The following is a 12,883-nucleotide window of genomic DNA, read 5'->3' on the forward strand; positions in this document are numbered from 1 at the left end:
CAGGACGACTATCCGCTGTGCCCCACCGTGCGGACGACCACCACGACGCCGTCGGGTGAGTGCAGCACCTCGCCGTCCGTGACGATGCGGTAGGACGCCTTCGACAGCCCGGTGTCGGGGCGGCCGAGGATCACCGCCGACCCGGAGGTCAGATAGCGCACGACGGTGCGCTGCCATTTCGCGTTGGACACGCGCGGAACGATCTGCCCGTTCGCGCGCAGCTCCTGCGCCGGCCCGTAGGTGTAGCCGGTGACATCGGGCCAGAGCGGGCATCCGGCCCGCAGGTCGCGGCTGAGCACGTCGGTGACCGCGAGGAGGGTCGGATCGTCGGCGATGACGCAGCCGTCGACGGCCTGCACCTCCGCGGTGAGCCGCGGCGCGGGCACCTCCCGGCCGGTGCCGTGCAGCACCGTCGGGGCGTTGAGCGCGACCAGCAGCACCGCGACTCCGCCGGCGAACGCGAACCGCGCCCCGGGCACGCGGATGAGCTCGGCGACCCGCCCCACCGCCACGCCGAAGACGAGTGCGAGCATGGGCGCGGTGAGCGCGGTGTAGTGCAGGAAGAACGACGGCGCGGTCAGCAGCACGACCGCATCGGCGACGAACAGCACGACGTACAGCCGCGCGCGGCGCACCGTGGCGGCGATCACGACCGCCGCGAGCGCGACGAGGGCGCTGACGATCGTCACGGTGTACTTGTTGACGCCGAGGTGCGCCAGCGCGGTCGGCGCGGGATAGTCGCCGACGATCATGTGCACGCGCGATCCGAGCGAGGGCGAAGCCCCGGAGCGACCGAGCTGGTCGAGGACGATCTCACCGACGGCGGCTGCCGGATCGGCGAGGAAGAACGGCAGGTAGATGAGGCATCCGCCGATCACGGCCCCGAGCAGCATCCGCCACCAGCCACGTCCGGACCAGGCGATGATGATCACGGCGGGCACGATGTACCAGATCTTGAATCCGCAGGTCATGCCCAGCGCGACCCCGGCCGCGATCAGCCAGCCCGGCTGAGCGCGCAGGCGCGGCCGCGACAGCACCACGAGCGCGAGCAGGATGCCGAGCGTGCCGAACGGCTCCAGCAGGATGCTGCGCTCCGCATACATGGCGACGTACGAGACGGCGTAGGCCAGCCCGCCGGCGGCCGCGGCGATGAATCCGAAACGGCGCAGGATCACCGCCACGAGGGCGGCGCTGATCGCCCCGACGAGCATGAAGCCGAGGTGCGCCGCGGCGAACCCGAGGGAATCGGACGTGAGGGAGCCGAACCACGCGAACGGGGCACCCGCGACGACGACTCCGGGCGGCTGGATGAAGAGGAAGTCCCGGTAGGGCAGCCGGCCGTGCACCAGCGCGGCCGAAGCCGCGTAGTAGACGCCGTCGTCATAGCCGCCGACGCCGAGGAGGCCACCGCCGCGCAGCACCATCAGCAGGCGCGCGCCGAAGGCGACAGCGGCGATCGACCCGTACAGGATCCACCAACGAATGTCGCGCGCGCCGTTCCTCACGGTTCCATCCAATGCGGATCGCACTAAGAACGGGAGAAGAATCCCCCCTCGGAGGACTGTTCAGGGCATCTTCACGAGGACGATCTCGGCGTGCAGCTTCACACCGTCGGGCGTGGCGCGCACGATGCCGGGCTGGTGATGCAGGATGGTCCCCTTCGTGATCTCCAGGTACGACTTCTTGCTCAGCGCCGTGCCCGGCCGGCCGAGGATGACCGCCGGCTCCGACGTGAAGTACCGCACGAGGTGGGCCTGATACCGCTCATTCAGCCATCGGGGCACGACGGTGCCGTCGGCTTTCACCTCGCGGTCGGGGCCGTACGTGAGTCCCGTGATGTCCACGATGAGCGGACAACCCTGTTCGAGATTCCGCGTGAGCATGGAGGTCGCGGCGAGGATGGTCGGGTCGTCGGAGAGGACGCAGCCCTTCACCTGGTGCGCCTTCGCCGTGAGCGCCGCCATCGGGATCTTGTCGCCGTAGCCGGCCCACACGATCGGGACGTTCAGCGCCGCGACGACCGCCATCATCGCGACGGCGGCAGCCACGCCCACGCCGCGGATCGGAACGAGCTCGACGAAGCGCCCCACCGCCACGCCGAAGACGAGGGCCAGCATCGGGGACGTCAGCGCGGTGTAGTGCAGGAAGAACGACGGCGCGGTCAGCAGGATGGTCAGGTTCGCGATCAGCAGCACGACGTACAGCCGCGCGCCGCGGACGGTGGCCGCGAGGATCGTCGCCGCCAGTGCGATGACCGCGAGTACCGCCGTGAGCCGGAGGGGGGTGAGGCCGTGGTGCGCGAGAGAGGGAGGGATGGTGAAGTCGCCCAGGATGAGGCCCAGCCGCTGCAGCGGCGGCAGCGACGCGTCGGCCCGCCCGAGCTGATCGAGGATGATCTGCTGCACGGCCGCCCCCGGATCGCGCAGGAAGAACGGGAGGTAGATGAGGCATCCGCCGATGATCGCCCCGAGAAGCATCCGCCACCAGCCGCGACGCGACCACGCGATGATGATCAGTGCAGGCACCACGTACCAGATCTTGAAGCCCGCGGCCATGCCGAGGGCGGCACCGGCGGCGAGCAGCCACGGGGTGCGCGCCCGCCACGCTGGGCGCGACAGCACCAGCAGCGCGACGAGGATGCCGAGAGTGCCGAACGGCTCAAGCAGGATGCTGCGCTCGGTGAACACCGTCACGAACGAGATCGCGTAGCCGAGCCCGCCGACGGCGGCGGCGACGAATCCGAAGCGTCGCAGGATGACGGCCACGAGCACGGCGTTGACGCTGCCGACGATCATGAACGCGACGTGTGCGACCGCGAAGCCGGTGGCATCCGTCGTCGCGGAACCGAACCAGGCGAACGGGGCGCCGGCGAGAACCACGCCCGGCGGCTGGATGAAGAAGAAGTCGGCGTACGGCATCCGGCCGTGCACGAAGGCGGCCGCGGCGGCGTAGTAGACGCCGTCGTCGTATTTGCCCACACTGTCGAGGCCCCCGCCGCGCAGCATCATGGCGAGTCGGGAACCGAAAGCGACGACGGCGATGACCGCGTAGAGGATCCACCATCGAGTGCTGCGCGCGCCTTCTGTCACTGAGCCATTAAACCCGGTCGCGCCTGAGTAAAGGTGAAGATCCGCCCACAGCGCCGACCCGACGCGGCCCGAACCTGGAGGCGTCCAGGGGCGCGCCAGAAACGACGGCTATCCTGCCCGGGTGCAGAATCCGATCCCGTCGCCGCCGCGCACGCAGGAACAGCCCGTCCGACAGGTCGGCATGGGGCGCCGGTTCGAGACCATCTGGCTGCTCACCACGTTCGTCGTGCTGAGCGCGCTCGCCTTCCTGTTCCCGGCGAACGGCGACGACTGGGCGTGGGGTTCGAGCATCGGAGCGGAGCGCCTGCACACGCTGTTCGCCGACTACAACGGGCGGTACGTCGCCAACCTCGTGGTGCTGGCTCTGACCCGGGTCCCGCTGATCGCCCCGCTGGTGGTGGGAGCCGGGCTCACCGCCCTCATCTTCTTGATCGTGGACCTCAGTCGCAACCGGACGGTGTGGGGCTACGCGATCACCACCGCACTGCTCCTGGCGATGCCACTGACCATGTGGCGCGAGACAGTCTCGTGGCTGTCGGGATTCACGAACTACACGCTGAGCACCCTACTGGTGCTCGTCTACCTCCGCGCCGTGCAGCGGGACTGGCGGCGTGAGCAGCCGCCCGCCCACCGCGTCCTGCGGATGATCGGGATCATCGTGCTCGCGTTCCTCGCGGCGCAGTTCATGGAGAACGTCACGCTCTACTTCGTCGTCGCCTCCCTCGTGGTGCTGGTCGCGCAGCTGATCAGACGGCGCGTCTCGCTTGACGCGTGGGGCTGGGTGATCGGCTTCCTCCTCGGCGCGGCCATGATGTTCTCGAACGGGGCCTACGGTCGTGCGCTGCCCGGCGGTGCCGCCGGCGGTGGGCAGTATCAGCAGGTGGGCGGGACCGAGAGCATCATGACGAAGCTCCTCGAGCAGGTCAGCCGCCGCGGGGTGGTCGACAACGTCGCCCTGAACATCGTCCTGGCGGGGGCGGTCATCCTCCTCGCGGTCATCGTCGCCCGCCGCGGCGGAGTGCGACGGGCGATCGCGCCACTCGTGCTCATCGTGCTGTTCCTCATCACGGTGGTGCCGCTGTCGGTGCTTCTGCCGGACACCGCGCTCACCCTGGTCCCCTCCGGCTGGGGGACGTTCGCCGGCCTCGGCGCGCTGCTGCTGCTCGCGGCACTCGTCACGATCGCGTTCTCGCTGACGGGCGAGCGGCGGCTTCTGTTCGCCGCCGGCCTCGGGACGGTGCTCATCCTCGTCGCACCGCTGGCGGTGGTCTCACCCCTGGGCCCGCGACTGTTCCTCGCGACCTACTGCGTGATACTCGTCCTGGTGAACGTGCTCTTCCAGGAGGCCGCGGGCGGGCTCGGCCCCGTGTCCCTGTCCGGGCTGGCAGCGGTCGCCGGAGCTGCGGCGATCGGCCTGCTGGCCGGCTATTTCGTGGTCTACAGCATCATCACCGTGGCGGCGACGCACCGGCTCGAGGCCGCACGGGCGGCTGCCGCCGCTGGGAAGTCCAGCGTGATGCTGCGACCGCTTCCGTTCGCCGACTACGTGCACCACGCCGACCCCACCCCGGGCACCGTCTGGGAAGACCGCTACAAGCTGTACTACGACCTGCCGCCAGGGCTGACGATCACGCTTTCGAAGTAGGCCGCGCGGCGGCTGCCTCGGGATTGCTGTCGCCGAGCCGGCTCAGCGGGCCGATCATGACGTAGTGGGCGACGACGTACGTGATCGGCACGGCGATGAGCGCCACCGCGAGCGGGGCCCACTGCGAGTTCCAGTGGAACACCCCCACCGCGATCTGCAGGCCCACCGTCGTGATGACGAAGTTCGTCACGTTCGACAGCGGGAAAAGCAGGAAGGTCCGCCAGCTCGGGCGGATCTTGAAGGTGATCCAGCAGTTCAGGAAGTACGAGCCGATCATCGCGATGAGGAACGCGATGATGTGCGCCACGAGGTACGGCAGGAATGTGTGCAGCGCCAGGTAGAGGCCGTAGTACACACCGGTGTTGACCACGCCGACGAGCCCGAAACGGACGAGGCGCTTCAGGTTGACGATGAGGGGACGATCTTCGCGCGACCCCGGCGGCGTCGCGGCCGCCCCGTCCGATGAGGACGTCACGGGGCCGGCCGCGTCGTCTCGTCGTCGCCGCCGGACCGGCGTACGGGCCGCACCGCTTCTTTCAGCACGTAGTGCGGGCGGCGCTTGGTTTCGAGATAGATGCGGCCCATGTACTCGCCCACGATGCCGAGCATGAGCATGTTGAGCCCGCCGAACACGATGACGGCGCAGATCGTCGTGACGTAACCCGGTGCGCTGACACCGCTGATCAGGGCATCGGCCACGACCCAGATCGCATACACGACGCCGATCAGGGCGATGACCAGGCCGAAGTAGATCGCGGCGCGCAGCGGACGGCTGTTGAACGAGAGCACCCCGTCCAGTCCGTAATTGAACAGGCTCTTGAAGCCCCACTTACTCTGGCCGATCTCCCGCGTCACGTTCTCGTAGTCGACCGTGGCCGTCTCGAACCCGATCCACGAGAAGAGGCCCTTCGAGAACCGGTTGTACTCCTGCAGAGTGAGGAGGGCGTCCACGGCCTTGCGGCTGAGCACCCGGAAATCGCCCACCCCGTCTTCGAGCGGGACGTCGACGATGCGATCCATGATCCGGTAGTACAGCCGGGACGCGAACGAACGCACCTTCGCGTCGCCGGTCCGGGTGCGTCGGGCGACGACCTGGTCGAAGCCCTGCTCAAGGAAGGGCAGCATCCGCGCCAGAATCTCGGGTGGATGCTGAAGATCGGCATCCATGATCGCGACCGCGTCCCCGGCCGCCTCATCGAGACCGGCGAGCATCGCCGACTCCTTGCCGAAGTTGCGGCTGAAGGCGACGTAGCGGAAGCGCGGGTCTCGGCGGGCGATCTCACGAAGCCGGGGAAGGGTGTCGTCCGTGCTGCCGTCGTCGACGAGGATCACCTCGAACTCCTCCGCGACCGACGCCAATTCGGCGCTGAGCACCTCGGCCGTGCGGTCGATGCCCTCTGCTTCGTTGAAGCAGGGAATCACGACGGAGAGGAGCATCCAGACATCCTATTCACCGTTCCCTGTTCACCGGCCGACCAGGAGCTCTGGGTCACCTTCGAGCGCGGTCAGCCCTGCAGGAGCTTGTCGGCCGCGGCACGGATGTCGGGCGTCAGCGAGCGGGCGAAGGTCGCCGACAGGTGTCCGCGGTCGAAGTACACGATCACGCCGCCGACGACCGAGTAGCACGTGTCGCCCGAGCAGATGCGGTCGGTGAGGTCGAGCATCTTCACCCGCGGGTCGTTCAGCTGCTGCGCGGCGGTCGCGAGGGGATCGCCCTGCTTGCGGGCGGTCGTCCCGTCGCACGCCGAGAGGTCGCTGATGTGCTTGGCGACGCAGTCGGGCACGTCCGGCAGATCGGTCGCGTACGGGGTGTCATGCAGCACGAGGACGTGACGGCCGGCCGCACTCCACTTCTGCAGCACGCTCTCGTACTCCCGCTCCGCCGCGACCTGCGTCTGCGCCAGCGTCTTTCCGGGCATCCTCGCAAAGGTGCGATTCGAGAAGACGACGAGATCGTACTTCTTGTCGGCGACCGATTCGATGACCTTCTTGTTCCAGGCGAGGCAGTTGGAGGTCCGCGCCGGGGACTCGTAGTTGACGACCGCGTCGACCGTGTAGCACTCGGAGATCAGGTAGGTCGTGATCGACCAGTTCTTCTGCTCCGCGATCTGCTGCAGCGCGGGCAGCCAGTGACCGGCGTGCGAGTTGCCGACCAGTGCCACCTGCACGGCGTCGGGCGCACTGCTGCCGTAATGGCAGGTCTTCTGCTCGGCGAAGTCGCCGAGGATCCAGCAGTCGTCCTTGTACGGCGCCGGCTGGTCGGCGGCGGTGAACGTGGGGCTGGTCACCAGTTTGTCGCCGTGCGGCGTGCACGACGACGGGTGCGCCAGGGCGCGCGCGCCGAAACACGACGACGGGTCGTTGAGCGCATGCGAGATGGCGGTCTTCTCGGATGCCGTCCGGTACGCCTGCCAGCCCACCACGCCTGCAGCGGCGACCACGAAGACGATCATGCCCGTGGCCGCGAAGATGAACGACCGCCGCAGCGGCATCCCGAGCGGCTTGCGACCGCGGAAGACGTCTTCGACGAGCACCTTCGACAGCCACGCGAGGACGACGGCCGCCATGATCGCGACGATCTTGTCCGAGCGGTGCAGCGCGTGGCCGATCACGTACGGCAGCAGCACCACCAGCGGCCAGTGCCACAGATAGAGGCCGTACGAGACGTCACCCACGAACTGCACGGGCTGCCACGACATCACCGGTCGCGGCGACAGGATGCCACCTCGCACGGCCGCGACCAGCACGAGCGCGGTACCGACCACCGGCAGCGCCGCGGTGTAACTCGGGAACGGCATCGATCCGGTGAAGGTCAGGGCCGACCAGGCGATCATCGCCAGGCCGAGGTACGCCAGCACCACCCGCCAGCCGTCGCGTCCTTCGAGCCGTCGTTGGATCCATCCGAACCCGCAGGCGGCGAGTCCGCCGATGCCGAGCTCCCAGATGCGGGTCCAGGTGAGGAAGTACGCGCCGGCCGGGTTGGTCGCGGTCACCCAGACCGACACGACGAAGGAAGCCGCCACGACGAGGCCGAGGACGCCCGTGACGACGCGTCGGCGCAGCGCCGGACGCGCGAGGGATGCGAGCAGCACCGCGAGCATGAGCACGATCGGCCACATGATGTAGAACTGCTCTTCGACCGACAGCGACCAGAAGTGCTGCACCGGACTGGCCGCATTGTCGGCGGCGAGGTAGTTGACCGCCTGGCCGGCGAGGAACCAGTTCTCGATGTACAGGGCCGACGCCGCGATCTGGGTCTCCCAGTTCGTCCACACCGTCTGCGGCGCCCAGATGATCACGCCGACGGCGGTCACCGCGAGGACGACGAACGTGGCCGGGAGGAGACGCCGGATGCGGCGGCCCCAGAACTCCGCGAGGTCGCGCGCCGAGCGCGGCGGCCGGGAGAGCAGGTGGCTCGTGATCAGGAATCCGGAGATCACGAAGAAGATGTCGACGCCGACGAATCCGCCGCGCAGGAAGCCGGGGAAGAAGTGGTAGACGACGACGACGAGCACCGCGATCGCACGCAGCGCCTGGATGTCCTTGCGCTGTTTGTCGTCTCCGCCGACCCGGCCGGAGGTCGCCGCCCGACCCGTGCGGCGCGCGGGCGCGACGGAAGGGCTCGGTTCGACGACGGTCACCGTCAAACCCTAGCGGTGCCTTGGTGTGGAGGTCCTGAGAGCGCGTCACGGCGCGGTCGCGTGCAGGACCCACCTCCCTTCCTGGAAGAGCACCGGGCCGGCGGTCAGGTCCACCGTCGACGCCCGGCCGAACCCATTGGGCCAGACGATGATCGATGCGGCGCCCGAGGTCAGGTACGCCACCGCGTGCTTCTGCCAGAACGGGTTCACCGAGCGCGGAACGTCCTGGCCCGCGACCATCAGAGTGTCGGCGTCATAGATCCAGCCCGTGAGGTCCGGCTGCATCGGGCAGCCGCGCGCGAGGTCCCGGCTGAGGACGTTCATCACCGCGAGGATCGTCGGGTCGTCGGACATCACGCATCCGTCCACCGTCGCCGCGGCCGACGTCAGACCGGTGACGGGCACAGGGACGCCGAAACCGCGCGCGATCATCCCCGCATTGAGACCGATGATCCCGAGGATCGCGACGGCCGCGATCGCGAAGCCTGCCGCGCGCACGCGCACCAGCTCCGCGACCCTCCCGACGGCCAGGCCGGTCACGAGCGCGATCATCGGCGTCGTGAGGGCCGCGTAGTGCGGGTAGAACGAGGGCACCGCCAGCAGCAGCCCGACGTCGACCACGAGCAGCAGCGGATACAGCCGCCCGCCGCGCACGGTGAACGCGATCGCGGTGAGGACCACGGTGACCAAGATCAGGATGACCGTGAGCCGGTCGGTGGTGAGGCCGGCATCCACGAGCGCCGGATTGCGCACCCGGTAGCTGCCGAGGATCATCTGCATCCGTTCCAGCAGGGTGTACGCGGCCCGGCCGCGCCCCGTCTGATCGGTCACGATCTGCGTGAACATCTGCGCGGGGGCGTTCACGAAGAACGGCAGGCACAGCGCGGTCACGCCCGCGACGAGTCCGAGCAGCACCTTGTACCAGACACGCCAGGCGAACAGCACGATGACGGCGGCGGGCACCGCGTACCAGATCTTGAACCCGCACGCCACGCCGAGGGCGACGCCGGCGAGCACGGGCCAGACCGTGCGGCGCACCATCGCCGGATGCGCGAGGATCGCCAGCGCGACGAGCACCCCGGTCGTGCCGACCGGCTCGAGCAGGATGCTGCGCTCGCTGTATGCCGCGACGTAGGTGAACGCGTAGAAGAATCCGCCGACCGCCGCCGCGAGATACCCGAAGCGCCGCAGGATCACCGCGACCAGCACCGTGTTGAGGGCGCCGAGAGCCATGAACGCCACCCGGCAGACCGCGAGGCCCAGCGCATCACTGGTCACGCTGCCGAACCAGGCGAACGGGGTGCCCGAGAGCATGACGCCGGGCGGCTGCAGGAACAGGAAGTCCCGGTACGGCAGCCGGCCGTGCACCAGGGCGTCGGCGGCCGCGTAATAGACGCCGTCGTCGTAGGCGCCGAGGGTCAGCAGGCCACCGCCGCGCACCACGATCGTCAATCGCGCGCCGAACGCGATCACCGCCAGCGCGCCGTACAGCACCCACCAATGCCAGTTGCGCGAGCCGATCATCACCCGCCCAAGTAAACGCGCCGAATGCTGAGAAGGAGCGAAGAATCGCGGCCGGGTGACCGCTACTTGCCGTTCAGCACGTCGAGCGCGTCGTCGATGTGGCCGTCGAAGACGACCTTGCCCTTGCGGATCACGATGCCGCGCGAGCACAGCTCGCGCACCTGGCCGGCGCTGTGACTCACGATCATCATCGTGACGCCGTTCTCGCTCATCTCGCGCAGCTTCGCGTTGCACTTGGCGCGGAACGGGGCGTCTCCGACGCCGAGCACCTCGTCGACGAGCAGCACGTCCAGCTCCACGTGGATCGCCACGCTGAAGGCAAGACGCATGAACATGCCCGAGGAGTAGTGCTTGACGGCCTGATCGATGAAGTCGCCGATCTCGCTGAACTCGACGATCTGGTCGAAGCGCTCCTTGGTCTCCTTCTCGCTCATGCCGAGGATGGCGGCGTTCAGGAAGACGTTCTCGCGACCGGTGAGGTCGGGGTGGAAGCCGGCGCCGACCTCGATGAGTCCGGCGACGCGGCCCCGCGTGCGCACCTTGCCCTCGTCGGGCAGCAGCACGCCGGAGACCATTTTGAGCGTCGTCGACTTGCCCGAGCCGTTCAGGCCCATGACGGCGACCGACTCGCCCTCGTGGATCGTGAACGACACGTCGTTGAGCGCCTGGAACTGCTGGGTGCGCACGGACTTGCGCTTGGCCCAGTTGATGAACGCCTCCTTGAAGGAGTGCGTCGTGCGCTTGCTGAACCACTTCGACACGTGGTCGAGGATGATGCTCGGCTGCGCGTTGGAGTAGTCGGGGACGGGCTTGCGCTCGGGGGCGTCGGTGCTCATGGAATCGGTCGTCATTTACAGGTCCTGGGCGAAGGTGCGCTCGAAACGGCGGAAGACCATCTGGCCGATGAGCAGGAGGAGGATCGTGACGATCACTCCGAAGACGATGTACAGGCCGAAGTGCGGCGGGAACGCCACCTGGGCGAGAGCCTTCAGGTCGTCCTTGGGGACCACCGGGCCCCAGAACGCCTTGTGGAAGAGCTCGACCGCGACCGTCACCGGGTTGCTCATGTAGATGTCGAAGAGCCACGAATGCCACCCGTGGGCGTGCTTGTAGACCATCTGCCACGTGTACATGACCGGCGACGACCAGGTCGCGATCGTGCGGATGATCTCGACCACGTTCTGCGCGTCGCGGAAGCGCACGTTCACCGCGCAGAAGATGAGGCCGAGCCCGAGCACGAACGGCATCACGATCGCCATGCCGCCGAGGAACATGCCGATGTTCTCGAAGGTCGGCACCCAGCCGTTGAAGATGCAGACGACCACGAGCACCGCGAGCTGCGGCAGGAAGTTCACGAACGCGCTGATCAGCGCGGCGACGGGGAAGAGCTCGCGGGGCAGGTAGATCTTGCGCACGAGCGCCTTGTTGTCCACGATCGACCGCGTGACGTTGCCGATCGCCTCGTTGAAGAAGTTGACGACCACGAGCCCGGAGAACAGGTAGATCGGGAAGTAGGGCACGTTCTTGTGCATGCCCAGCAGCTGCCCCATCACGAACCAGTAGAGGAGGAACTGCACCGTCGGCCGTGCGTACGACCACAGCCAGCCCATCACCGAGTTGCGGTAGCGCAGCGAGGTGGACTTGCCGATCAGCAGCTTCAGCAGATACCGGTGGTTGAAGATGTCGAGGAGCCCTCGCCCCTTGCCCGGGGTGTCGAAGGCGCTCTTTGCGAGAGTGGGAGTGGTGGTTGTCACAGACATGTCCTTGCGGCCACACGCACTCGCGTCCGGGCCACCCTTGATTGTAGTGAACCCGGCGCTGAGAACCCTCTGCAGACGACCAGGGCGTTCTCCGGGCCCGTCACAGCTCGGCGTGCAGCTGCCACACCCGGTCGGCGGCCTCGTGCCAGGAGAACGCGCGGCCGCGATCGGCCGCCAGCACGCCGAGGCGGTCCGCGGCCTGGGTGGATGCCAGCGCGCGCTGCAGCGCCTCGGCCAGCACGTCCGCATCGGTGTCGGCGGAATGGGTCTCCCCGACCACCAGTCCGCCGTCGACGATCGTCTCCCGGTGGTCGGGGGATGCCGCAGCGACGACCGGCACGCCCAGTCGCAGCGCCTCGACCACGCGCCACGGGAACGCGGAGCGGCGCGACGGGGCGACGAACGCGACCGCGGCATCCAGCACCGCGGCGCGGTCGGCGTCGCCGAGTCGTCCGCGGGTGTGCACCTGGCCGTCGCGGAGCCCGGCGGCCAGCGCCGCCGCGGCGACCTCGGGCATCTGGTCGTCGGGGCAGTCGATCACCACGACCGGGAGGGCGATCCCGGCCCGGGCGACGGCGTCGAAGGCGGTGCGAAGGGCCGATGAGTCGGTGGCGTCGCCGGCGCAGACGATGCACCCGTCGGGGATGCCGAGAGTCCGCCGGCGGCCGACGGCATCCGTCGGCACTCCGAACGCGGCAGGCGCCGCGCCCGCGATCACGCGCACGCGCGCGCCGAGGCGCGTCATCTCACCCAGACGCTCGGCGATGGCGTGGGTGGGCACGACGACCGCATCCGCGTGCTTCTCCGCGCGCTTGAGCATCGCCTTGTTCCAGGCGACGGTGGTGCGCGGCATCCCGGACGGGGCATCCCACGCCTGCAGGTCCCAGAGCGTCACGACGACCTGGTCGTTGTCGTGCACCCGGTCGTGCCGCACGAGCGGGGCGAGCAGCGTCGGCGCGTGCACCAGTCCGCGCGGCGCCCCCGCGGACACGCCCATCTGCCACGCCGCCGCGAGCTCACGACGCCCGAGGCCGAGCCGGTGCACCTCCGCGAGCCCGGGGATCTTCACGATGTCGGCGCCCGAGGGCACGATCGCGGCGACGTCGCAGCCTGCCGGACTCGTCTCCACGAGCGCCGCGGCCAGCTCGCGCGACGCGGATGCGAGGGTCGGATCGGTCGCGGTGACGAGCTGATCGAGCACCACGCGAAGGGTCGTCGTCATGG

Annotated in this window: 10 protein-coding genes; 1 reads left to right on the forward strand and 9 read right to left on the reverse strand. The window is 68.8% G+C overall.

Annotated features, from left to right (window positions below; translation table 11 throughout):
• Positions 1–8: 8 nt before the first annotated feature.
• Together LK09_RS02140 and LK09_RS02145 are read right to left on the reverse strand one after the other, a co-directional pair.
• The gene (locus LK09_RS02140; RefSeq protein WP_039395247.1) at positions 9–1,505 is read right to left on the reverse strand and encodes a hypothetical protein; all 1,497 of its coding nucleotides are present in this window, start codon (positions 1,503–1,505) and stop codon (positions 9–11) included.
• A 60-nt stretch (positions 1,506–1,565) separates the two neighbouring features.
• Entirely contained in the window at positions 1,566–3,089 is a 1,524-nt protein-coding gene (locus LK09_RS02145; RefSeq protein WP_039395252.1) for a hypothetical protein, read from the reverse strand.
• Positions 3,090–3,210: 121 nt separating this feature from the next.
• Between LK09_RS02145 and LK09_RS02150 the strand changes: the two genes are divergently transcribed.
• Positions 3,211–4,734: a DUF6056 family protein gene (locus LK09_RS02150; RefSeq protein WP_039395256.1), complete on the forward strand. Its 1,524-nt coding sequence runs from the start codon at positions 3,211–3,213 to the stop codon at positions 4,732–4,734.
• Here LK09_RS02150 and LK09_RS02155 read toward each other — a convergent pair.
• The 7 genes from LK09_RS02155 to LK09_RS02185 form a co-directional block, all read right to left on the reverse strand.
• Positions 4,718–5,209, reverse strand: coding sequence for a GtrA family protein (locus tag LK09_RS02155; protein WP_197060949.1), 492 nt, complete (start codon positions 5,207–5,209; stop codon positions 4,718–4,720). The two genes, LK09_RS02150 and LK09_RS02155, sit on opposite strands and share 17 nt — an antisense overlap.
• Positions 5,206–6,171, reverse strand: a complete 966-nt coding sequence (locus LK09_RS02160; RefSeq protein WP_052226312.1) for a glycosyltransferase family 2 protein — start codon at positions 6,169–6,171, stop codon at positions 5,206–5,208. The genes LK09_RS02155 and LK09_RS02160 overlap by 4 nt, the downstream gene beginning before the upstream one ends.
• A 68-nt stretch (positions 6,172–6,239) precedes the next feature.
• Positions 6,240–8,375 (reverse strand): acyltransferase family protein, encoded by a 2,136-nt coding sequence (locus LK09_RS02165; RefSeq protein WP_052226313.1) that lies wholly within the window; start codon positions 8,373–8,375, stop codon positions 6,240–6,242.
• Positions 8,376–8,420: 45 nt separating this feature from the next.
• Positions 8,421–9,902 (reverse strand): dolichyl-phosphate-mannose--protein mannosyltransferase, encoded by a 1,482-nt coding sequence (locus LK09_RS02170; RefSeq protein ID WP_156138617.1) that lies wholly within the window; start codon positions 9,900–9,902, stop codon positions 8,421–8,423.
• 59 nt (positions 9,903–9,961) lie between these two features.
• Complete coding sequence (locus tag LK09_RS02175) at positions 9,962–10,750, reverse strand: ABC transporter ATP-binding protein (protein ID WP_231562928.1); 789 nt, start codon at positions 10,748–10,750, stop codon at positions 9,962–9,964.
• Positions 10,751–11,653: an ABC transporter permease gene (locus LK09_RS02180; RefSeq protein ID WP_231562929.1), complete on the reverse strand. Its 903-nt coding sequence runs from the start codon at positions 11,651–11,653 to the stop codon at positions 10,751–10,753.
• Between the two features lie 106 nt (positions 11,654–11,759).
• Complete coding sequence (locus LK09_RS02185) at positions 11,760–12,881, reverse strand: glycosyltransferase (protein WP_039395264.1); 1,122 nt, start codon at positions 12,879–12,881, stop codon at positions 11,760–11,762.
• Between the last annotated feature and the right edge of the window lie 2 nt (positions 12,882–12,883).

The sequence above is a fragment of the Microbacterium mangrovi genome, assembly GCF_000802305.1.
Classification (GTDB): Bacteria; Actinomycetota; Actinomycetes; order Actinomycetales; family Microbacteriaceae; genus Microbacterium; species Microbacterium mangrovi.